Consider the following 20,037-nt stretch of genomic DNA (forward strand, 5'->3'; position numbering starts at 1 on the left):
GCCTTCACCGTCTCCGTCGACGCCGGACCCGCCTACGGCGTCACCACCGGCATCTCCGCCGCCGACCGCGCCACCACCCTCCAGTTGCTGGCCGGGCTGCCCACCCGCCCGGCCGCGGCCGGGGCCAACACCCCGTACGTCATCACCCTCCGCCCCCGGCTCAAGCTCCTCAACTCCAACCAGCGCCTCCACTACAAGCGCCGTGCCGAGTACACCGGCAAGATCCGCGCCGCGGCCATGGAAGCCGTCAGCGAATGCCCGTCCCTGATGGAGGCGCTCGCCGCCGCCAAACCCGGACCGCTGTTCCAGCGCGCTCACGTCCTCGGCATCCTCCACCCGCCGACCGAGGGCCGCAGGGACCCCGCCAACTGGTACGGCTCGTTCAAGGCCGCCGTGGACGGGATCGTCGACGCCGGCCTCCTCGACGACGACGACCACACCCGCCTCCTCGGCCCGGACATGCGGCTCGGCGAGAAGCGCCCCGGCGGCCAGCTGGTGCTCGTCATCCGCGGTCTGGCGCCCGACGAGGACCCCCTCCGCTACGAGGCGGTGGCCCGATGAAGATCCGCGCCGATGTCGCCGAGCTCCTCCGCGCCGGACTCCCCGACCGGGCCATCGCCCGCCAGCTGCACGTGGACCACAAAGGCGTGAGCAAGGCCCGCGCCGCGCTCGGCCTGCCGAAGGCCAAGCCCGGGCTTCGGGCGGCCGGTAGCGCCGAGGACCTGTTCTGGCGGCGCGTCCAGCTCGTCGAGGGCGGGCACATGCTGTGGACCGGCAGCGTCAGCAACGACGGCTGCCCGGGCATGCGGCACGGCGGAAAGCACATGTCTGCCTACCGGATCGCGTTCAAGATCCGGCACAAGCGGGAGCCCGTCGGCAAGGTCACCAGCGCCTGCGACCGGGAGCTGTGTGTCTCCCCGCACTGCGTCGAAGACCGTGTGATCCGGCAGCGGACGGAAGCCACGTACGCCGCGATCTTCGGAGCGGCGGGGTGACCGGCCGCCGTCGGCGCCGCGCACCGCCTCCCCCGCCCCCTGGCGCGCTCCTCGACTGGGGCGACTCCTCGCACTGGTCCCAGAACGAACGCCCCTGCCGCTACTGCGGCTTCCCTACCAACCTCCGCGACTCGAAGCGCAGCCCGGCACACAAGGTCTGCGCCGAGGACGCCCTCTCAATCCAGGCCCGCGAAGCGGCCGACGCCTACCAGCAGAACGGACAACTCGGATGACCACCACCGCCAGCACACACCGCAAGCTCACCCAAGACGAGCTGCTCGCCGAGGCCCGCGAGCGCTTCGGCGACGACCCGCTGAAGTGGGCCTTCATCTGCCCGTCCTGTGGCGACACAGCCAACGGCGACGACTTCGCCAAGGCACTGGCCGACCACCCGCGCCAGCACCCGTCAGGCGAAGCGGTGATCGCCTCCGACGTCGTCGGCCAGGAGTGCATCGGCCGCACCCTCGGCGCACTCGAAACGTCCGACGAGGCCTGGAAGGGACGGGGCTGCACCTGGGTCGCCTACGGCCTGTTCTCCGGCCCGTGGGAGATCGCCCTGCCCAATGGCCGCACCGCCTACGGCTTCCCTCTCGCACCGTCCGTCTGACCCACCCACCCGCGCACCACACCCGGGAAGGAATCCCGATGCCCAAGCTCCCCGCCCACCAGACCCCCGAGGTCAAGCTCGACAGCGCCGCCGGGTTCATCGAGAACAGCCTCTCCAGCGAGCAGCGCCGCGGCCTGTTCGAGAAGCCCGGCACCGTCGTCGTCGCCATCGTCGAACTCACCTCCAAGTCCTACACGGGCCACGCCGACGGCGAAGAGAAGGACCCGCAGGTGAAGGTCCGCGTCACCGGCTGCGAAGTGGCCCGCACCAACGAAGACGCCGCCGCCCTGCTCGAGGCCAAGCGCGCCATGTGGCGCGGCCGCCGCATGGACGGAACGTTCGACGAGATCGGCGAAGGCCCGCAGCGCCCGGACGGCGACCTTGCCGACCTCACCGCCGACAAGCCCACCGAGGCCGAGTGGAAGGCCCACCAGCGCGCCGCCGAAGAGCGCCGCCGCGCCGAGTTCGTCCGCTGACCCACCCCGCTTCACCGTCCGGGGCGGCCGGCCCCGAGCCCCGCCCCGGACGACGACCCGCACCACGCCGACGTCGGAGACCCCCTTGAGCACAGACGAGCAGGCCACCCGCGCCGCCGGGAGCGTCCCCAACGCGTACGGGAACGCCCTCGCTTGGCGCTGGTCACGAGAGATGCCCACCGCCCTCCGGCGCGGCTTCCTCACCCTGCTCTACGCCCTCCGCGCCATGGCCAACGCCAACGGCGAACTCCGCTTCCCCGACAAGCCCATCCGCATCCAGGACATCGCCAAGGCCGCCGGGGCCAGCGAGAAGGACGCCCGCCGCTACATCAACGCCGCCATCGCCGCAGGGGTGATCACCGTCAAGGGCGAGCAGCGCCGCGGCAAGCCCACCCTGTACGTCCTCATGGTCGACCCGTCACCGGACTGGGCCGCCGCCGAGTCGTCGCTCAAGAGCACCCGCCGGCCGTCCGGGAAGGGCCCCGCTCCCTGGCAGTCGGACACCGAAAGTTCGGGGGACCGCGACCCGAACCAGTTCGGGGGACCGCGACCCGAACTTGATGCCCCGGAGCCGGAAGAAGTTCGGGCCCCCGCGACCCGTATGGGTTCGGGCCCCCGCGACCCGAATGGTTCGGGGGACCGCGACCCGAACAACCCAGGTACTACCCATGAGTCTTCCCATGACGCGGCCGGGGTGGTCTTCAAACCTCAGGTTGTTGGGCGCTCCCCAGCCCCAAAGATCGACTCCGCCCAAGAACAAGACCACCACGAGCAGCCGCCCGCCGACTTCATCCGCTGCGCCCGCTGCCACACCCCGATGGTCCCCCGACCCGGCCGCACCACCCACACCCACTGCACCGAGAGGACCGCGTCATGATCCGCCACCGCTGCCGCATCACCAACTGCCCCCGCACCCCGCAAGACGGACGCACCCTCTGCGACACCCACCGCGGCCGCCTCTACCGCCACGGCAACCCCCACCAGCCCCACACCCCCACCGACCAGCACGCCATCGAAGCCGCCGTCAGCAACCGCCGCACCCTTCCCGGCCTCCGGCCCGCCGAACGACGCGCCGCCGGCCTCACCCTCAGCGCCCTCGGCCTCCCCGCCTCCGAGATCGCCCGCATCTTCAGCGTCACCCCCCGCACCGTCTACCGCTGGCGCTCCCAGACCACGAACGCCGCCTGACCACAAGGAGCAACGCATGTACCCCACCCTCTTCACCACCCCCGGCGTGAAGACCTTCGCCGAGGCGATCGACACCGAGCGCCAGGCGCAGCTCGCCAAGTTCGGCGACCAGAAGCACCCCGACGGCACCAGCAACGACCCGACGTCCCGCCTGATGCGCGACTCCGCACGGTTCCTGTGCGAGCTCGCCGCGCAGCGAGGTGACGTTACGTGGGCGCGCATCCTCGACGAGGAGTGCCGCGAGGTCATGGCCGAGACGGACCCGGCCAAGCTGCGCGCCGAGCTGGTTCAGGTGGCCGCCGTCTGCGCCGCGTGGATCCACGACCTCGACCGCCGCGCCGCATGACCAACACCCCCTCCGCCAACCCTCCCGAGAGGACGGCCATGAACCAGCTGCTGCCCGACTTCCTCACCCTCGGCCGCGCCTCCTGCACCGCCACCCCCGACCTCTTCTGGTCCCGCATCCCCGACGACGAGCAAGCCGCCAAGAGCCTCTGCCACACCTGCCCGCTCCTCCTCGACTGCCAGACGTGGGCCATCGACCAGCGCGAGGACTGGGGCACCTGGGGCGGGCTCACCGCCACCGACAGGCTCCGGCTCCGACGCGGCAACGGCTGGTGGGTCGACCTCGAGGGCCGCATCCGGCACCCCTGCGGCACCGCGCAGGCCATCGGCCAGCACCGGAAGTTCACTGACCCCTGCGACGTGTGCGAGGCCGCGGAGGCGCAGCGCATCGAGGAGCAGCGGCGGGCCGTCCTCGCCGTCGAGCACGCGCTGGCGGCCGGCGGGTCCGTGCGCGGTTACGACACCCACCGTCGCCTCGGTGAGGAGGCGTGCGGACCGTGCAAGGCCGCGAAGGCTCGTGCGTCCGCTACCAAGCCGGACAGGCCCAAGGGCAGAGCGCGACGGGCCGCGCAGGCCGCGGCTGCTGCTGGACCGTTGGCGCTCGCGTCATGAGCGCCGTCCTGGCCGTTCTGGTCGTGTTCCTGGTCGTCATCGTGGCCGGCCTGCCGCTCGGCCACTTCATGTACCCGCCGAGGCTGCGCCGCCGCGAACGAGCCCGAGTTGCTGAACGTGCCGCCCGCCCCGTCGTCGACCCGGCGGCCGCCGCACGGAACGCCGCTGCGACCCTCCGCGCCCGGATCACCGAGGAGCGCTGACCGTGATCACAGAGTCCCTTGCCCTGTTCGACCTCACCCCGGCCTCGCAGCCCGTCGTCCCCGCGCCCGCGGTTGAAGTGCCGTGCATGTGGCATCACGGCCGCGGCCCCGAGTCCACGCACCGTGTCGTGTTTGCCGTCGACCTCATGGACTCCCGGTGGTGGCGGTGGGGCGGCATCCGCCCCGACGGCGCTCTCCAGTCCGCCGGCTTCCACCGTCAGCCCCTGTTCTGGGTCGGCGCTGGCCACTGCACGCCCTGCGTCGACCGAGACGCCGGGGTGGGAGACCGCCCCGGAATCGTCCAGCACTACACCCCGATGCCGCGGCGTAGCGCACAGAAGGAGACCGAGCAGCGATGACCGGCCCCTCATCCACCCCGCGCGGCGAGAAGGCCAGCCGCCCCGGCATCACGTGGGACACCCGCCTCGTCGTCGTCGAGACCGTCGTCCCCGACGACGACGCAGACGACGACGCCCCGACGTCCCGTCCGAACCGCGCCACCAGGCGCGCCCTCGCTCGCAGGAAGAAGGACCACCGTGCCTGACCCGTACCGCAGACTGACCGCCGCCGTCGTCGAGATCGGAACGCAGCTCCAACGCATCGCCGACCACATGAGGACACCCGTCGACGCAGGGGAGACGACAGGTGTCGCCGAGGCACGCGCCGAGCTGACCCGGTCCGAGAATGCCCGGGATTACCTCCGCCGCCGCGTCAAGATCGCCGAGACCGAACTACGCACCCTCCGCTCCGGCATCCTCGCCCTCGGCGGCGACCCCACCACCATTCAGAACCTGTGGGCGCAGATCAGCCTCCGCAACCGGCAGTGGCGAGAGACGAAACTGGAGCGCGACACCCTGCGCAGGTGGCTCGACGGCGACAGCCTCCGCACCATCGACGAGATGGTCGACGAACACGCCAAGCTCAGCGACCGGGCTCGCGCCGCCGAGGAGCAGCGCGACCAGCTGGCCGCCGCCCTCCGCGAAGTCCTCGGCCTCTTCGCCCCCGTCCTGGTGAACGGGAAGTGCGCCTTCTACCAAGCCAACGAGCAGCCCATCGCGCCGCAGGACTACCAGCGTTGGCGCGCCGTCCTCACCCAGCCGGCCACCGCGGAGCAGCCGTGATCGAGCTAAGCGACCCCCGTGTCTGGTTGGGAGACGGCGACGGATGGACCGAGCTGTCCGGCATCACCCGCATCACCATCGAGGAGAAGCACGCCATGCAGCCCGTGGCGCCGCCCCCGGACGACCCGCTCTCCGTGCTGCACCGAGACTGCGCCGAGGGCCCGCACTACGGTCCTCCCGACCTGATCGTGGGCTACGGCACCGGCGACATGCGTGGGATCCTCGCGTGGCTGAACGAGCCGCCGGGACCGCCTTCGATCGAGCGGGCCCTAGACATCCTCCGGCCGCTCCTCGCCCGCGAACCGCTGTACCGCCCGACCAGAACCTGCAACCGAGCCTCAACTGTCCGTGCTGAAAGGTAGGTTCCCGCCCATGGGACAAAGCGACAAGCTGCTCGAACAACTCATCAAGCGCGTCAACCAGACCGGAGCCCTTCTCGACATCACCATCATGGTCGGCGGCGCCATGATCACGGGTAAGCTCGCGGCTCGCGACGACTGGCTCAAGACGATGTCTGACGAGCTCGGCGACACATCAGCCGCCGACTTCGCCGTCGACTTCCGCAGCGAAGCCAGCATTGTCGACAGCGAGGAGTACCTCCACATGAGCGGCGGCAAGGTCATGTTCGGCACGGGCCCCCTGCCGACAAAGGGCGGCCTCATGCGCGTGCGCACTTCGGCAGTCGACTCCTGGATGATCGGTCGCATCGCTACCAAGTAATCGCAGCGACCTGGCCCCGCCGCCTATGCCGGACGACGGGGCGTCGTCACGCCGCGCCCCACTGGTGCGCCCGGCCGCCCCGCCACTCCACCCACGTCGGATCGTCGAGGAGCGGCTCCGGGTCCAAGATCCCCGCCTGCTCGAGGAACACGACCACGTCGTAATCGTTGTGGGCCAGGCCGAGGATCTCGTCCCGCTCGCCCCGGCGCACGGTGACGCGCCGGCCGCCGCTCGGGGACAGCCGGTGGACGACGATCGGCGCGCCGTTCATCTGTCCATGCTGCGCTGGTACTGGTGGGATCGCATCTCCCAGCAGCAGAACGCCCGCCCCTCACGGGGCGGACGCTGGCACTACATGGCTTGCTGCTCCTGATGCTGATGCAGCGGGTGGACGCTTGCGGTGAGCGTGCCGTCCTGCTGCTCATAGTGGGAGAGGGCGAGTCCGAGGCCAAAGAAGGTGGGCGCCCATTCGCCGACGAAGATGCCCCACCGGTCGGCGCGGGCGATGCCGGCGCCGGGCTCGGCGTTGAGGGATAGGGCCCAGGTGGCGATGGACAGGCCGATGGACGCGAAGGCTGCGGTGTAGGCGTGTTCGCTGCGGAGGCCTTTCTCGTGCAGCTTCTGGATCATCACGTGTCTCCCTGGTGTGTGGGGGGTCAGGGCACTTTCACCAGGGTCACCCGACTGGCGGACCTTCGCATCCGGGAGCGCCGTTCTAGCCGAGCACACCGAGCTCTGTGTCCGGACGGCAGAAGGCGCAGGCCTCCACGCCGCCCGTCGTGATCGCTTCGAGTGCCTGCTCCCGGCTGACGGTCTTCGTGCGCTTCGCCATGCCGCAGCCGCCGACGTGCACCTCGATGGGCCGCCGCTGGGCGCCGATGTCGTAGGACAGGCACCAGCTGGGTTCGGCGGCCATGCGTGCCCGATGTTCCGCTGCCCGGTGGGCCTGGGCGGCGGCGCGCTCCTCGACGGCGATGTCCTCGTCTACGCGGCGGAGCTGCCAGGCGAGCCAGGCGCGGACGCTGCGGAGCCGCTCGAGACGAGACACGTTTTCGGACACATATTCGATTCTAGGTCGGGGGCTCCGGGAGTCGCCGGGCGAGGCGCATGATCAGCTCGTCGGCCGCCTCGGCATCCTCACCGCCCTCGTCGGCGACAGGCTGCAACAGGCGTAGCACGGCGTGCCCCTCGCCGATCGTGAGCAGCGGTTCCCGGTCGCCGGGGGTGTCGAGGAGGTCGTCGAGATCCATGCCCGGACAACCGACGACGCAGGTCAACGGTTACGACGACGCCCGGCCCCGGCCTGCCGCGATCTGCCCGACCGCCTCGCCCGTCATCCCGAGCCGCTCGCCGATCGCGCGGTACGTCACGTTCTGCGCCTTCGCTGTGAGCACCGCCTGCTGCCGCACATCCGCCACCAGGCGGTGCAGCTCCGGCCACTCGCGCAGCAGCTCCGTACATGCGGCCGCCCGATCCAGCGCATCCGGGATCGCCTCCAGCGCCCGCAGCGCCTCACGCACCCGCTCAACCTCACCCGCCACCTGCGACACCTCCCCGCCCGGAGCGTAGGTCTGCACACAGCGCCGCCCAAGGGGTACCCTCTGGATCCAAGGGGTACCCCTTGGGCCCGTCGGGACGCCCCGACGACGCCCTACAACTGAACGAGGCCCGCAGGTGCGCTAACACCGAACGGGCCTCTGACCACCGGAGAGTGACCTCCATGGCTGACCAGCAGCCTACCCGCGCACGCCGCATCGGCGGCCCCATCCGAGCCGCCTGGTTCTTCGTCCTCGTCATGATGCTCGCCGCCGCCGCATGGTCCATCAGCGGCAAGCTGACGGCCTGGGGCATGGACCCCCGCCTCGCCTGGGGCCTGTCCCTGATGTTCGACCTGGCCGGCCTCATCTGCGCCGAGTACGCCCGCCGCGCCATCGAACGCGGCTCCCCCGCCGGCCTGGCCCGCCTCTCCATCGCCGGGTTCGTCGTCGTCTCCGGCGCCCTCAACTTCAGCCACGGCCGCCAGATCGGCGGCCTCGTCGCCGGGTGCGGCCTCGCCTCCATCTCCGGCGCCGTCGAGCTGCTCTTCGAACTGCACCGCCGCGACGTCCGCGACGAGCAGCGCGCCGCCCGAGGACTCATCGCCGAACGCATGCCGCACATCCCGCTCCTCGGCTGGGTCATGTTCCCCGCCCGGTCGTGGCAGACACTGCGCGGCGCGGTCGGTGCCCGGCTCGACGTCCTGGACCCGGTACAGCAGCCGAGGACAGTCGTCGTCGAGCGCGTCGTCACCCCGCCGCCGACGGAGAATCCGGCACCGCAGCTGCCGCCCGCCGAAGAGGAAACCACCGCGCTCATCACGTACCGAGACCCGCGCTGCGCCGTGATCCGCCCGCTGTACGCCGACGGCACCCGGCCCGGCACCAAGGCCATGCGCGACGCCCTCCGCGCAGCCGGGCACGGCGTCGTCGGCGACTCCACGATCCGCGGCGTCCTGCGCGCCGAGGTCGAGGAGCACGAGCCGCACCTCGCTGCACTGCCGCCCGCGATCACCCCGCGCACCGCGTAGGGCCGCGTCATGTTCGCCATCCTCGGCGTGTTCTTCGCCTTCGCCGTCCTCGGCAGCTTCCTCGCCCTCTGCGTCGTCGCCGCCCACGACGTCCCGCTCATCGCCGGGACAGCCGCCTTCATCCTGACCCTCGCCGCGCTCGGCGTGGCCATCCTCCACTGAGGACCCCCGTGAACATCACCAACAACCTCGTCACCCTCGGCGGCGTCGTCGTCGGCCTCGCCATCCTCACCACCACCCTCATCCGCTGGGTCTTCCAGGAAAAGAAGCGCCCCGCCGCCCTGGCCCCGTTCCTCCTCGCCCTCGCCTACGGCATGCTCCTCATCCTCTCGGCCGGCGGGATCCTCGGCGCAGCCGCGGACATCGCTCTGTGGGGAGCCAACGGGCTCGGCGACTTGACCCTCGTCTGGGGTGTCGGCGGCGGCACGCAGAACGTCACGCGGGCCGCGCAGATGGCGCTCACCAACGGCGGGCACGCGGTCGTCATCCTGCTGACCGTCGCCCTCCTTGCACTGTGGAAGTTCGCGGGCAAGGTCCCGAACGGCAAGCTCGCCGCGGGCATCCTGTGCGGCATCTGCCTCGGCCTGTCCGGCGCGGTCGCAGGCGCAGCCGCGGTGCCCCTCGCGTCCGGCGCGAACCTGCTCGGCCTCGGCCTGACGGCGGTCCTGTGATGGGCCGCGCCGCGAGGGCCGGCCACCGGCTCGCCGCCGGGACCGGGCGCCTGCTGTACGGGCTCGGCGACGTCCTCGACTCCCCGACCGGCTGGGGTGCGCTCGGCCGCATCGTGGGTGTCGGGGGCGGGGCGCTGTTCGTCGGTGCGCTGATCGTCCGGGCCCCGGTCCTGGTGTACGCCGTGCCGCTGGTGTGGGTGGCCGCAGCGTGGCGTCTGTCCGATTCGTCCGCCACTCCCCCACCGAGAGGGGCTGGCCTCTCCGGCGACGTTCTCGCAGTTGAGCGCGCCGAAGTCGCGAGAGTGGTGCCGATCGCGGAAGGGGTTGGCTGCATCCTGCATCCAGTCCGCGAGGAACACCCGCAGCCCTGACCACGCGAGCTCAACAGACCCCGGGGCGGCCGCCATCCGCCAAGACATCGGCCGCCCCGGTCCCCATCCCAACCAGGAGACAGGACCGCCATCATGGCACTGCGCAAGACGATGCCCGCCCGCGACGAGAAGCAGGCGACCCCGGACAACCCGCACTCCCGCGAGTACTCCGCATCTCGCGGCGGCTACGTGCAGGCCGAGCCGAAGCCTGTGCCCGGCACGCCGAAGAAGGGATGATCGGCACATGAATGCTCTGGTGCAGTTCGTTCGTGAACGGCTCGACTACGACGAGCAGTTGGCGCGGTGGGCCGAAGGACAATCCCCCGCCTGGTACGCAAGTTCGGCGTCCGATGAGCCCAACAACCCAGATCGAGCCTGCGTCGTCAACGGAAAGGACGAGTCCATCACCGGGGATACCGACGCGGGATACGCGGACCACATCCGAACTCACGACCCAGAGCGCACTCTGCTCCGCGTTGCGGCCGACCGTTCCCTGGTGGAGGCGTATGCCGATGTGGCCGACTTGGACACGGACGATCCAGAGCCGTCATTCGCCTCAGGGCGAGCCGTCGGGCTCGGTATCGCGGTACGAGCACTGGCAGCCCTGCACTCCGGACACCGCGACTACCAGTCCACGTGGGCCCCGCGGTAACAACCGTTGTCAGTGCCCCGGCGTAGCGTGGATGCATCCCACCCGCGCTTGCTGGCTGCAGCGCTGCTGAGACCGGAGCCCTTGCCGAACGGTCCCCCGTCGGCAGGGGCTTCGCCGTACCCTGGCCCCCTCTCATCACCGCCACGTCCTTGGGGGGACCATGCGCCACACCACCGCCGCGGCCGCCGCCGTGCTGCTTCTCGCCCTCACCGCCTGCTCCACCGAGTCGGACAACCCGCCGGCCACCGCCTCGCCGAAGCCTGGCCAGACCGCCGCCACCGAGCAGACCGAGCAGCCGACCGACAGCCAATCGCCGGCCGACGAAGCCACCGCGAAGGCACTGGAGCAGGCCGTCCGCGCCTACTCCGACGCCTACTTCGCCGCCGACACTAAGAAGGCGCACGGCATGATGACGAACCGCTGCCAGGCGACGGCACCGATCGAGGTGTACGGCCCGGTTGTCGAGGCGGCCGTGAAGCAGTACGGCCAGCAGGAGATCAAGACGTTCGCCGTGGACCAGCTGTCGGGCGATCTGGCGCGCGTGACGTACACGTACTCCGTGCCGATGCTCGATCAGAAGCAGCAGCCGTGGGCGCGTGAAGGCGGCGCGTGGCGGTTCGACGGCTGCTGACCACCGCAGCCGACGGGGCTGCGGCTTGCGTAAGTTGCAGCCCCCAAGATCGTGATCTTTCGTTTTTTCGTACCTTCCCCACCAGGGAGGTACGGGCATGGCGACCAAGCAGAACGAGGAGATCGCGCGGCAGCGTGAGGACGAAGTCGTCCTGCTCTACACCCGTGACCGGCTCACCTTCCGTGAGATTGCCGAGCGCATCGGCGCCGACGTCAAGAACACGCACCAGGCGTGGAAGCGCGGCAGGGCTCGGCTCCACAAGGAAGCGTCCGAGGCGTTCGGCGAGATGGTCGGCGGCCAGCTCGCCACCTGCAAGCAGATCATCGACGGCCTGATGCCCGTAGTCCTCCGCGGCGACGCCAACTCGGCCAAGGCCGGTGAAGCGATCGTCCGCGCCATGGACCACGAGGCCAAACTCCTCGGCCTGTACGCCCCCGTCCGCGCGAACGTCACCGTCACCGACGAGATGACCGAGCGGGTGAAGGCCCTCGCCGCCGAGCTGGCCGAGCTGTGACCGCCGACCTCGACGAGCGCCTGGCCGCCATGTCGCCGGCCGAGCTGGAGCTCCTCGAATCCGAGCTGCGCGCCGCACTGTGGCAGAAACGGTGGAACCGCTGGACGCCGTACCCGTGGCAGGTCCCGCCCGACGAGATCCCCACCATGGGCTGGTGGCTGCAGCTCGGCGGCCGCGGCACCGGAAAGACCGACGGCTGCGCCCGGTACATGGTGGAGCACGTCAACGGGCCCGCCTGTGACCCCCGTCTGCGGGGCGGGCACCGCATGGCGATCGTCGCCCCGACGCAGGGCGACGCCGTCGAGGCCTGCGTGAATGGCCCGTCCGGGCTGCGCGCCCACGACCCGCGCGTGACGCTGAGGACGACCGCGGGCGGCACGTTCGCCCGCTGGCCCACCGGCGCCGAGGCCAAGCTGTTCGGCGCCCACTCACCCGACGACATCGAGCGCCTGCGCGCCGGTGGCAACAGGTGCCTGGTGTGGATGGAAGAGGTCGCGGCGCAGCGACGGCTGAAGGAAGCGATCACACACTCGGAGATGGGGCTCCGCATCGGCCCGAACCCCCACTACATCGCGAGCACCACCCCGAAGCCCCGCACCGAGATTGTCGAGCTGACGCAGCGCGCGGACGTCGTCATGACCCGTGGCCGCACACGCGACGCTGTTCACCTGCCGCAGGACATGCGCGACTTCCTCGTCCGGAAGTACGCCGGCACCCGGCTGGAGAAGCAGGAACTCGACGGAGACCTCCTCACCGACATCGAGGGCGCGCTGTGGAAGCGGGCCCGGCTGGACGCCACCCGCGTCGGCGCGGCCCCGCCCATGGTGCGGATCGTCGTCGCGATCGACCCGGCGGCCAAGGGCGGCGACGAGTCCGACGAGATGGGCATCGTCGTCGCCGGGCTCGGCCAGGCCTACATCCCCGACCGCAACGGCTACCCGCGCAGGCACGGCTACGTCCTCGACGACCTGTCCGGCCGCATGTCGCCCGAAGAGTGCATGCGCAAGGCCGCGCAGGCGTACCACGCGTGGAAGGCCGACGCAGTCATTGCCGAGGTCAACAACGGCGGAGACTGGATCGGGACGACGCTCCGGCAGATCGACAAGACGGTGAACTACCGCACGGTCACCGCCACCCGCGGCAAGCAGACCCGCGCCGAGCCGGTGGCCGCGGTGTTCGACCAGCTGGCCGCGCACATCGTCACGTCGCTGCCGGAGTTGGAGGAGCAGCTCGTGACGTGGGTGCCCAGCGAGGACTCCCCCGACCGGCTCGACGCCATGGTGTGGGCCCTCACTGATCTCATGCTCGCGCCCGCGGGCAACCTGGCCGCGGTCGCCTGAGGAGGCAGCACTGATGGGACGATTCCGAGACGTGGCCGACGCGTTGTTCGGCCGGCGCGCGGGGGGCCTGGACACGCTCCGGGACCGGCGCCCGATCACCGTGGCCTCCATCGGCGGGCAGCAGTCGCTGACGCTGGACCTCGACGCCGAGGCCCGCGGCTACGCCAACAGCGCGGTGGCGTACCGGTGCGTGGCTGCGATCGCCGACAACGGCAGCTCGGTGCCCCTTGCCGTGCACCAGTCGGACGGCTCGGTCATCGACGGCCACCCGATCGCGCACCTGTTCAACAAGCGGCCCAACCCGCTCATGTCGGCGCGCGTATTCAAGTCTCTCGTTCTCCAGCAGGGTGAGCTGGCAGGCCAGTCGTTCGTGTGGCTGGACCGTGGGGAGACCGGCCTCGGCGACGTCGCCGAGGGGCACATCGTCTTCGACCAGGTCGATGTCATCGTCGACAAGCCGCTCGCGCAGCGGCCAACGATGGCGAACCTCATCGGGTTCATGATCCGGCGGGCGGACGGGCAACAGGTCCCGGTCCTGCCCGAGGAGATGCTCTGGCTGCGGTACCCGCATCCGTTCGACCCGCTCGGCTGCCTCGCCCCGTGGAAGGCCGCCCGGCACGCCGTCGACATGGACGCGTACGCCCGCGAGTGGCAGCGCTCCAGCTACAAGAACGGCGCCAACCCGACGGGCGTCGTCTACCTCGGTCAGATGGACGAGCAGCAGTTCGCGGCCGCCCGCGCCGCGTGGCGCTCCTCGATGCAGGGCCCGGCGAACGCGGGCAAGAACCTCCTCGTCTCCTCCCCGCCCGGCGGCGGCACCCCGGTCTCCTACGCCCGGGTCGGGCTGACCGCCGAAGAGATGGACTACCTCGAGTCCCGCATGGCGAACGCGGCCGAGGTGATGATGGCGTTCGGCGTGCCTCACGACTACCTGGCCGCCGGCACCACGTACGAGAACCGGGCCGCGGCGAAGGCCACGCTGTGGTCGGACACGATCAAGCCCAAGTTGGAGATCATCGGCTCGGAGATCGACCGCGTCCTCCTGCCGTCCGACTCCGAAGAGGCCGAGTTCGACCTGTCCGGGGTCGAGGCTCTTCAGGAATCGCAGGACTCCAAGGCGCAGCGGGCACGCGCGAGCACGTACGCGGACATCACCACGATCGACGAGGCCCGCGCCGAGCTGGGATACGACCCGCTGCCCGGCGGGATCGGCACCCAGACCCTGACGCCGTACCGGGCGCAGTACGCGCCGGTGGGTACCCCAGCCCCGCCGGAGGAGGAACGGGCGTGGCTCGCAGACTTCGCTCGCCCGTCGACGGACGTCGGGCCCGTCGTCGAGCGGGCCGTCGAGTCCGCACTCGCCCGCATCCTCGACGCGGCCCGGCCGCAGGTCGACGCCCCGACGACACCCCGTCGTCTGGAACTGACACGCGCCGACGACACCCCGTCGTCCCCATCGCTGGCGGACATCAACGAGGCGTATGACGAGCTGGAGGCCACCGGCCGCCGCGCCGTGCAGGCCCTCGCCAAGGAGCAGCGCGAGCGTGTCCTACGCGACTTCGACCGGCTGATGAAGAAGCCCGAACGGTCGGCGGCCTGGCTGACCGAGGTACGCACCGAGGCGTGCGCCATCGCCCGCGAGCAGCTGCTCACCCTCGCCCCGCCGGACCTCGACATCGTCCCGGCAGACCGCGCCACGGACATGGACGTCGCCGCCGGCCCCGACGGGTGGGAGCAGCGGATCCGGGTGCGGGAGATCTTCGACGGCGGTTACTGGCGGCGCCGGACCCGGGAGGTGCTGCGCCCGTTCGTCGAGCGGGCATGGCGCCGGGGCGGTGCCACGATCACCGGCACTTTCGACCTTGACGAGCCAGACGTCGCTGGAGCGCTGCGGGACCGGATCGACGAGTTGGCCGGGCAGGTGACGGCGACGACGGAGCAGGTGCTGCGGTCGCAGCTCCTCGCGCACGGTGTCGCCGAGGGTGAGTCGGTGCCCGAGCTGCGGGCGCGGATCCAGCGGGTGTTCACCAACCTCTCCGACTACCGGGCAACGATGATCGCCCGCACCGAGACTGTCGGCGGCTACAACGCCGCGTCGCACATGGCTGCCCTCGACGCCGGGGCCGTGCGCAAGACGTGGCTGTCCACCGACGACGCCCGCACTCGCCGCACACACCGTGCTGCGCAGGGCAGTTCGGTGCCGATGAACAAGCGGTTCCCGCTCACCGAGTCACGGTGGCCGGCGGATCCGGCCGCGCCCGCCAACCAGTCCATTCAGTGTCGCTGCGCGCTGACCTTCGAGTTCGAGCCCGAGGAGTCCTGACCATGGCCACTCTGCTGCGGGGCGAGGTCCCCGTCATCCTCCAGCCTGCGGGGAGCGTGCAGTACCGCGGCGCGTACTGCCCGGTCGGCGTCCCGTTCTCCGAGGTGCGCCGGGGGCCGTTCGACGGCAAGACCGATCTTGCTGTCGTGCCGGACCCGAACGGTGACCTGCCGAAGCACGTCAGCTTCGGCGGCGGCCGGATCGTCTACGAGTACGACGGCCGCGACAACAAGGACCGTGCCGTCTACCGGTACGCCCCGCGCCTGTCCCCCGCCCACCAGTCCGTCATGGACGGCGTCGCCGAGGTGTACGCCGAACACCAGTTGAAGCAGCAGGGAGGCCAGTGATGGCAGAGATCGAGTTCCGGTCGCTCGAGGATGTCGAGTGGCGCGTCGACGAGGGCAGCGACGGCACGTTCGCCGGGTACGCCTGCCGCTACGGCAAGAAGGACAGCTACGGCACCACGTTCCACCCTGGCGTGTTCCGCAAGGGAGTCGACAAGCAGGACTACGCCCTGCTGTTCATGCACTCCCCCTACCAGCCCGTCGGCACCTTCCGCGCCGAGGAGAAGTCCGATCACCTGTGGATCGAGGGCCGCTACGACGACACAGCCGCCGGCCGGGACGCCCGCGTCATGGCGCGTAGCGGATCCGCGCGGGAGCTGTCGGTCGGGTTCGTCCGCACCGACCTCCCGGACTGGAAGAAGCTCTACGAGCTCGGTGACGACGAGCGGGCCGAGCTGCTGGAGAACATCCGCAGTGCCCGCCTGGTGGAGGTCTCCCAGATCACGGCACGCATGGCGGCGGTGCCCGGCTCGAAACTGAAGACCGTCCGGTCCGCGCTCGGTGACCTGTACGAGCAGGTACAGGCCCCGACTCTCGACGAGCAGGCGGCCGCGGCCGAGGAGGAGCAGCAGGCCGACGAGCAGCGGATGCAGGAGCGGGCGCGCCGTGCGGCGTGGCTGCGACTGACGACGATCGGCTGACCCGTGAGCAGCTGTCGGCGGTGCAAGTTGCAGCCCCCGCCGACGGGCGTCACAGATTCGATCTACCCTCGCCAGCAACTGATCCGGGCGCTCACACCGGACGTAAAAGCCGTGAGCATGCCGGGCGCGATCCACCGGCCGTGACAGACGGACCGCAGACACCCATGACCCATGGGTGGGCTGCTGGCCCGCCCCACGGAACCGAGGAGGACGCGATGCCCAAGGCACCCACCCTCATCGAGCAGCGGGACGAAATCGTCGCGCAGCTCCAGGACCCCAACTACGACGGCGACCCGAGCGAACTCCTCGCCCGCGCCGACAAGATTGCAGCAGACATCGAGGCAGCGAACCAGCGCGACGCCCGTCTGAGGGCCCTGCGCGGCGCGCAGCTCCCCGCCGGTGACCCGCAGCCCCAGCCCGGCCAGGGCAACCAGCCCGGAATGCAGCCCGACGAGCGCGGCAACCCCGACCCCGTGTCGGCCGCCGAAGCGTTCGTCCGGTCCGCGGCGCTGGCCCAGTTCCGGGAGCACGGCAAGCGCGGCCAGTTCTCCGTCGAACACCGCGCGGCCCCGGCCGGCACCGTCACCACCGGCACCCAGCCCCAGCAGAACACCCGAGTCCCGGGGATCATCCCGAACAACCCCGACTTCCCGCTCCTCGTCGCCGGGCTGCTGGACCGGCAGACATCCGACGGCACCACGCTGGAGTACATGCGGGACACGTCCGGCCCGCAGTCGACGTGGAACAAGGCCGCCGTTGTCGCGGAAGGTGCGGACAAGCCGAAGACGGGGCCGTTCACCTTCGACCTGATCACGACCACGCTCAAGACTGTGGCGCACTGGGTGCCCATCACACGGCAGGCCGCCGACGACAACGGCCAGCTGATGGGCTACATCAACGGCCGCCTGACGTACGGGCTGGAGTACCTGCTCGACAGGCAGATCCTCACCGGCAACGGCACCACGGAGATGCAGGGCATCCTCACCACCCCGGGCATCGGCAGCTACCAGCCCGGCGTCGGCTCCACGGACGTCAAGCTCATCACCGTCCGCAAGGCCAAGACACAGGCCGAGCTGGCGATGTACCCGCCGACTGCCGTCGTGATGAACCCGCTCGACTGGCAGGACATCGAGCTCGACGAGGACGCCAACGGGCAGTTCCGCGTCATCGCGAACGTCACCGACCCGGGCGCCCCGACCCGCCTGTGGGGCCTTGCCGTCGTCACCACCGTGGCGATGACCGCCGGCACCGCGCTCCTCGGCGGCTTCCGCACCGGCGCGACGCTGTGGGAGCGGCAGGGGATCACGATCCTCATGACCGACAGCCACGCGGACTACTTCACCGCGAACACGCTGGTCATCCTCGCCGAGCGCCGGGCGAACGTCGCGGTGCACACCCCGCAGGCGTTCGTCCGCATCACGTTCGCCGCGGCGACCTGACCCCTGGCCCGACCCGACACCGTGAGGAGGCCAGTGATGGCCGGAGCACGAAGCACGAAGTCCGACACCCCCGAAGAGCAGCCGAACGCGGCCGTCGTCCGCACGCAGGAGTACGCGGCAGGCGAGGGCTGGGACATCGGCCAGACCGCGCCGCAGGACGCCTTCCGGGCGCTCGGCGGCGAGGGCATGTCCACCCCGGTCGGCCCGGTCGTGAACAAGCACCCGGGCGGCTTCGCCCGGCAGATCGTTTCCAAGGGCGGGCTCGTCACGGCCGGCGTCAAGCGTGAGCTCGACGCCGCCGAGGCCGAGCAGTCCGACGGCGACAAGGCCGAGGGCTGACCGATGGCGTACTGCTCTGTGGCAGAGGCGCGGGAAGCGGGCTGCACCGGCTCTGACGCCGAAGTCAGCGCGTGGATCGCTGCTGCCACGGAGCGGATCACCCGGTACACGCAGCAGCTCTTCGAGCCAACCCCCCTGGTGGTGGTGGCGGACGTGGCGGCGGATGGACTGGTCATCCTTACCCGCCGCGTCCGCACGGTCACTGCTGTGACGCCCGTCGTCTCCGATGGGTCGGCGTCGTCGCTGCCGTCGTCGGCGTGTCGGGTCACGTCGTCTGACGTGCTCGGGCAGATCGACGCCGTGCACCTGCGGTGGGGCGGCTACGACGACCTGATTGCCGGGGCCGAAAGCTACTCCGGTGGCTGGCGTGGCCTGTTCGAGCGGTGGGGACTGGAGCAGGCAAAGGTGGAGGGCGAGTTCGGATACGCCACTGTGCCGGCCTTGGTGGGCAAGGCGTGCGCCCTGCTCGCTGCGCACATCGAGACCCAGACACGCCCGTCGGACGCAGATGCCGCACAAGACCCGGGGCTGGACGTCGACGACGAGGGCAACAACGTCCGCATCGAGGACGACGCCCCGTCGGACCCCGTCACCCCGTCGTCGTCGACCGGATCGACGCAGGCAGACGCCCTCCTCGTCGACTACATCAACCGCGCCGTCCCGTCCTTCGGAGGTGTGTGATGCGGTTCGGAGCCTCCGCCACCGCCCGCCTCAACACCCGCGCGTACGAGCGCGGCCTGCGTCGTGTCCTCGGCGGCATGTCCGACGACGTGAAGCGCGCCGTTGAGCGGACCCGCATCGACGTCCAGAACGAAGCCCGGCGCCGCGCCCCCGTCGACACCGGCCGGCTGCGGTCCTCCATCGTCTCCCGCGCCGAAAACTCCGGCCGCTCGGTCGGCTACGTCGTCGGCACGAACGTCAACTACGCGGCCGCCGTCGAGTACGGCACCGCCCCGCACGTCATCAAGCCCCTCACCAAGAAGGCGCTCTACTGGCCCGGCGCCCGCCATCCGGTCGCGCAGGTCAACCACCCCGGCACCCGCCCGCAGCCGTTCATGAGGCCGGCCGTGGAGATGGCAGAGATCTTCTTCCGCGCCAACATGGGTCGCGCCGGGCGGGGGCGTCGCTGATGGCCGCCACCACCGCAGGCGCGATCAAGGCCCGCCTCGAAGCCCTCGGCACGAGCGTGCCGTTCTTCCGCGACGGTCCGCGCCCCGGGCAAGCACCCCCCTTCGGCGTCATCACCGAGGCAGTGTCCATCGGCCTCGACCTCACCGGCCAGGGCGACTTCGGCGACCCGGACGCCTCGGTCCCGATCATCGAAACCGTCACGGTCGACCTCATCGAAAACGCCCGCACCAAAGCCACCGCAAGCAAGGCCCCGAACGCCGAACGCTACGGCCTCGCCGAACTGTTCGCGCACGCCCTGCACGGCCACCCACTGCCCGCGCATCCAGCGAAGGTCACCGCCGTCCGCGTCCAGGACATCGACCGCTTCCCCATCGCCGACAACCGCATCCGGCACTCCATCACCGTGGCAATCCACCGTGAGCTGCTCCGCTCGGAGGTGCTTCCCGCATGACCGTCGCCTACATCCCCATCGACCGGACCGAGGTCGTGTCCTACCTCGGCTCGTCATGGCCGCCGGCCGCCACCGCCACGTTCCTGCGCGTGCCCACGGAACAGGGCGTCACCGACGGCGCGGTCGTCATCCACGAGGTCGAGGGCCAGCCCGGCATCACATGGTGGCTCGTCGACGGGATCATCCCGCCGCAGGACGCCGGCCCCGTCGATGAGGCCCTGGCCGCCCTTGTGCCCGGCTCCGCGCTCGAGACCCCGGCACCGCAGGACGAAGAGCCACCGGGCCCGCCCGCGGGCGGCTTCGCCACGAGCGCTCCCACCCCGTAACCCGCCCGTCCGGGCCGAACCCCGGCACCAG

37 protein-coding genes and 1 pseudogene are annotated in these 20,037 nt (G+C 70.9%); 33 read left to right on the plus strand and 5 right to left on the minus strand.

What is annotated here, in order from left to right:
- The 15 genes and pseudogenes from ABZ070_RS10115 to ABZ070_RS10185 all read left to right on the plus strand — a co-directional run.
- Positions 1-93: pseudogene (locus ABZ070_RS10115) on the plus strand (3,4-dihydroxy-2-butanone-4-phosphate synthase); the annotation flags it as partial.
- 464 nt (positions 94-557) lie between these two features.
- Positions 558-995, plus strand: coding sequence for a hypothetical protein (locus ABZ070_RS10120; RefSeq protein WP_356631908.1), 438 nt, complete (start codon positions 558-560; stop codon positions 993-995).
- Positions 992-1,228 (plus strand): hypothetical protein, encoded by a 237-nt coding sequence (locus ABZ070_RS10125; protein ID WP_356631910.1) that lies wholly within the window; start codon positions 992-994, stop codon positions 1,226-1,228. Before ABZ070_RS10120 ends, ABZ070_RS10125 begins: the two co-directional genes overlap by 4 nt.
- Positions 1,225-1,602 carry a VVA0879 family protein gene (locus ABZ070_RS10130; RefSeq protein WP_356631912.1) on the plus strand — a complete coding sequence of 126 codons (378 nt, stop codon included), beginning with the start codon at positions 1,225-1,227 and terminating at the stop codon, positions 1,600-1,602. Before ABZ070_RS10125 ends, ABZ070_RS10130 begins: the two co-directional genes overlap by 4 nt.
- Positions 1,603-1,640: 38 nt before the next feature.
- Positions 1,641-2,078 (plus strand): hypothetical protein, encoded by a 438-nt coding sequence (locus ABZ070_RS10135; RefSeq protein WP_356631914.1) that lies wholly within the window; start codon positions 1,641-1,643, stop codon positions 2,076-2,078.
- A gap of 85 nt (positions 2,079-2,163) precedes the next feature.
- Positions 2,164-2,955, plus strand: coding sequence for a hypothetical protein (locus tag ABZ070_RS10140; RefSeq protein ID WP_356631916.1), 792 nt, complete (start codon positions 2,164-2,166; stop codon positions 2,953-2,955).
- On the plus strand, positions 2,952-3,266 hold the full coding sequence (locus ABZ070_RS10145; RefSeq protein WP_356631917.1) for a helix-turn-helix domain-containing protein: 315 nt from the start codon (positions 2,952-2,954) through the stop codon (positions 3,264-3,266). The genes ABZ070_RS10140 and ABZ070_RS10145 overlap by 4 nt, the downstream gene beginning before the upstream one ends.
- A 16-nt stretch (positions 3,267-3,282) precedes the next feature.
- The gene (locus ABZ070_RS10150) at positions 3,283-3,612 is read left to right on the plus strand and encodes a hypothetical protein (protein WP_356631919.1); all 330 of its coding nucleotides are present in this window, start codon (positions 3,283-3,285) and stop codon (positions 3,610-3,612) included.
- Positions 3,609-4,223 carry a WhiB family transcriptional regulator gene (locus ABZ070_RS10155; RefSeq protein WP_356631921.1) on the plus strand — a complete coding sequence of 205 codons (615 nt, stop codon included), beginning with the start codon at positions 3,609-3,611 and terminating at the stop codon, positions 4,221-4,223. Before ABZ070_RS10150 ends, ABZ070_RS10155 begins: the two co-directional genes overlap by 4 nt.
- On the plus strand, positions 4,220-4,426 hold the full coding sequence (locus ABZ070_RS10160; protein ID WP_356631923.1) for a hypothetical protein: 207 nt from the start codon (positions 4,220-4,222) through the stop codon (positions 4,424-4,426). The genes ABZ070_RS10155 and ABZ070_RS10160 overlap by 4 nt, the downstream gene beginning before the upstream one ends.
- A 2-nt stretch (positions 4,427-4,428) precedes the next feature.
- A complete protein-coding gene (locus ABZ070_RS10165; RefSeq protein WP_356631925.1) occupies positions 4,429-4,785 on the plus strand; it encodes a hypothetical protein in 357 nt (118 codons plus the stop codon).
- Entirely contained in the window at positions 4,782-4,970 is a 189-nt protein-coding gene (locus ABZ070_RS10170; protein ID WP_356631927.1) for a hypothetical protein, read from the plus strand. Before ABZ070_RS10165 ends, ABZ070_RS10170 begins: the two co-directional genes overlap by 4 nt.
- On the plus strand, positions 4,963-5,547 hold the full coding sequence (locus ABZ070_RS10175) for a hypothetical protein (protein WP_356631929.1): 585 nt from the start codon (positions 4,963-4,965) through the stop codon (positions 5,545-5,547). The genes ABZ070_RS10170 and ABZ070_RS10175 overlap by 8 nt, the downstream gene beginning before the upstream one ends.
- On the plus strand, positions 5,544-5,909 hold the full coding sequence (locus ABZ070_RS10180) for a hypothetical protein (RefSeq protein WP_356631931.1): 366 nt from the start codon (positions 5,544-5,546) through the stop codon (positions 5,907-5,909). Before ABZ070_RS10175 ends, ABZ070_RS10180 begins: the two co-directional genes overlap by 4 nt.
- A gap of 10 nt (positions 5,910-5,919) precedes the next feature.
- Positions 5,920-6,267 carry a hypothetical protein gene (locus ABZ070_RS10185; protein ID WP_356631933.1) on the plus strand — a complete coding sequence of 116 codons (348 nt, stop codon included), beginning with the start codon at positions 5,920-5,922 and terminating at the stop codon, positions 6,265-6,267.
- 46 nt (positions 6,268-6,313) lie between these two features.
- On the opposite strand, the gene ABZ070_RS10190 is transcribed toward ABZ070_RS10185, so the two are convergent.
- The 5 genes from ABZ070_RS10190 to ABZ070_RS10210 all read right to left on the minus strand — a co-directional run bounded on the left by ABZ070_RS10190 (position 6,314) and on the right by ABZ070_RS10210 (position 7,808).
- Positions 6,314-6,538 carry a hypothetical protein gene (locus ABZ070_RS10190; RefSeq protein WP_356631935.1) on the minus strand — a complete coding sequence of 75 codons (225 nt, stop codon included), beginning with the start codon at positions 6,536-6,538 and terminating at the stop codon, positions 6,314-6,316.
- Positions 6,539-6,618: 80 nt separating this feature from the next.
- Complete coding sequence (locus ABZ070_RS10195) at positions 6,619-6,897, minus strand: hypothetical protein (protein WP_356631937.1); 279 nt, start codon at positions 6,895-6,897, stop codon at positions 6,619-6,621.
- Between the two features lie 85 nt (positions 6,898-6,982).
- On the minus strand, positions 6,983-7,327 hold the full coding sequence (locus ABZ070_RS10200) for a DUF6233 domain-containing protein (protein ID WP_356631939.1): 345 nt from the start codon (positions 7,325-7,327) through the stop codon (positions 6,983-6,985).
- Between the two features lie 10 nt (positions 7,328-7,337).
- Entirely contained in the window at positions 7,338-7,517 is a 180-nt protein-coding gene (locus ABZ070_RS10205) for a hypothetical protein (RefSeq protein WP_356631941.1), read from the minus strand.
- A gap of 30 nt (positions 7,518-7,547) precedes the next feature.
- Positions 7,548-7,808 (minus strand): hypothetical protein, encoded by a 261-nt coding sequence (locus ABZ070_RS10210; RefSeq protein ID WP_356631943.1) that lies wholly within the window; start codon positions 7,806-7,808, stop codon positions 7,548-7,550.
- 179 nt (positions 7,809-7,987) lie between these two features.
- Here ABZ070_RS10210 and ABZ070_RS10215 point away from each other — a divergent pair, with 179 nt between their 5' ends.
- The 18 genes from ABZ070_RS10215 (at position 7,988) to ABZ070_RS10300 (ending at position 20,006) form a co-directional block, all read left to right on the plus strand.
- Positions 7,988-8,833: a DUF2637 domain-containing protein gene (locus tag ABZ070_RS10215; RefSeq protein WP_356631945.1), complete on the plus strand. Its 846-nt coding sequence runs from the start codon at positions 7,988-7,990 to the stop codon at positions 8,831-8,833.
- 9 nt (positions 8,834-8,842) lie between these two features.
- Complete coding sequence (locus ABZ070_RS10220) at positions 8,843-8,995, plus strand: hypothetical protein (protein WP_356631947.1); 153 nt, start codon at positions 8,843-8,845, stop codon at positions 8,993-8,995.
- Between the two features lie 8 nt (positions 8,996-9,003).
- Positions 9,004-9,504, plus strand: a complete 501-nt coding sequence (locus ABZ070_RS10225) for a hypothetical protein (protein ID WP_356631949.1) — start codon at positions 9,004-9,006, stop codon at positions 9,502-9,504.
- Positions 9,504-9,875 carry a hypothetical protein gene (locus tag ABZ070_RS10230; protein ID WP_356631951.1) on the plus strand — a complete coding sequence of 124 codons (372 nt, stop codon included), beginning with the start codon at positions 9,504-9,506 and terminating at the stop codon, positions 9,873-9,875. Before ABZ070_RS10225 ends, ABZ070_RS10230 begins: the two co-directional genes overlap by 1 nt.
- A gap of 93 nt (positions 9,876-9,968) precedes the next feature.
- Positions 9,969-10,112 (plus strand): hypothetical protein, encoded by a 144-nt coding sequence (locus ABZ070_RS10235; protein WP_356631953.1) that lies wholly within the window; start codon positions 9,969-9,971, stop codon positions 10,110-10,112.
- A gap of 7 nt (positions 10,113-10,119) precedes the next feature.
- Positions 10,120-10,527 carry a DUF6221 family protein gene (locus ABZ070_RS10240; protein WP_356631955.1) on the plus strand — a complete coding sequence of 136 codons (408 nt, stop codon included), beginning with the start codon at positions 10,120-10,122 and terminating at the stop codon, positions 10,525-10,527.
- 160 nt (positions 10,528-10,687) lie between these two features.
- Positions 10,688-11,158: a hypothetical protein gene (locus tag ABZ070_RS10245; protein WP_356631957.1), complete on the plus strand. Its 471-nt coding sequence runs from the start codon at positions 10,688-10,690 to the stop codon at positions 11,156-11,158.
- Positions 11,159-11,255: 97 nt separating this feature from the next.
- A complete protein-coding gene (locus ABZ070_RS10250) occupies positions 11,256-11,672 on the plus strand; it encodes a hypothetical protein (protein ID WP_356631959.1) in 417 nt (138 codons plus the stop codon).
- Positions 11,669-13,012, plus strand: coding sequence for a terminase family protein (locus tag ABZ070_RS10255; RefSeq protein ID WP_356631961.1), 1,344 nt, complete (start codon positions 11,669-11,671; stop codon positions 13,010-13,012). The genes ABZ070_RS10250 and ABZ070_RS10255 overlap by 4 nt, the downstream gene beginning before the upstream one ends.
- Before the next feature lie 13 nt (positions 13,013-13,025).
- Positions 13,026-15,335, plus strand: a complete 2,310-nt coding sequence (locus tag ABZ070_RS10260; protein WP_356631963.1) for a phage portal protein — start codon at positions 13,026-13,028, stop codon at positions 15,333-15,335.
- 2 nt (positions 15,336-15,337) lie between these two features.
- The gene (locus ABZ070_RS10265) at positions 15,338-15,682 is read left to right on the plus strand and encodes a hypothetical protein (protein ID WP_356631965.1); all 345 of its coding nucleotides are present in this window, start codon (positions 15,338-15,340) and stop codon (positions 15,680-15,682) included.
- A complete protein-coding gene (locus ABZ070_RS10270; RefSeq protein WP_356631967.1) occupies positions 15,682-16,320 on the plus strand; it encodes an HK97 family phage prohead protease in 639 nt (212 codons plus the stop codon). Before ABZ070_RS10265 ends, ABZ070_RS10270 begins: the two co-directional genes overlap by 1 nt.
- A 215-nt stretch (positions 16,321-16,535) precedes the next feature.
- Positions 16,536-17,759 (plus strand): phage major capsid protein, encoded by a 1,224-nt coding sequence (locus ABZ070_RS10275; protein ID WP_356631969.1) that lies wholly within the window; start codon positions 16,536-16,538, stop codon positions 17,757-17,759.
- 36 nt (positions 17,760-17,795) lie between these two features.
- Entirely contained in the window at positions 17,796-18,098 is a 303-nt protein-coding gene (locus ABZ070_RS10280) for a hypothetical protein (RefSeq protein ID WP_356631971.1), read from the plus strand.
- Between the two features lie 3 nt (positions 18,099-18,101).
- Positions 18,102-18,779 carry a hypothetical protein gene (locus ABZ070_RS10285; protein WP_356631973.1) on the plus strand — a complete coding sequence of 226 codons (678 nt, stop codon included), beginning with the start codon at positions 18,102-18,104 and terminating at the stop codon, positions 18,777-18,779.
- A complete protein-coding gene (locus ABZ070_RS10290) occupies positions 18,779-19,228 on the plus strand; it encodes an HK97-gp10 family putative phage morphogenesis protein (RefSeq protein WP_356631975.1) in 450 nt (149 codons plus the stop codon). Before ABZ070_RS10285 ends, ABZ070_RS10290 begins: the two co-directional genes overlap by 1 nt.
- A complete protein-coding gene (locus ABZ070_RS10295) occupies positions 19,228-19,680 on the plus strand; it encodes a hypothetical protein (RefSeq protein ID WP_356631977.1) in 453 nt (150 codons plus the stop codon). Before ABZ070_RS10290 ends, ABZ070_RS10295 begins: the two co-directional genes overlap by 1 nt.
- The gene (locus ABZ070_RS10300; protein WP_356631979.1) at positions 19,677-20,006 is read left to right on the plus strand and encodes a hypothetical protein; all 330 of its coding nucleotides are present in this window, start codon (positions 19,677-19,679) and stop codon (positions 20,004-20,006) included. The genes ABZ070_RS10295 and ABZ070_RS10300 overlap by 4 nt, the downstream gene beginning before the upstream one ends.
- The last annotated feature ends 31 nt before the right edge of the window (positions 20,007-20,037 follow it).

The sequence above is a fragment of the Streptomyces sp. NPDC006283 genome, from assembly GCF_040613325.1.
GTDB lineage: Bacteria > Actinomycetota > Actinomycetes > Streptomycetales > Streptomycetaceae > Streptomyces.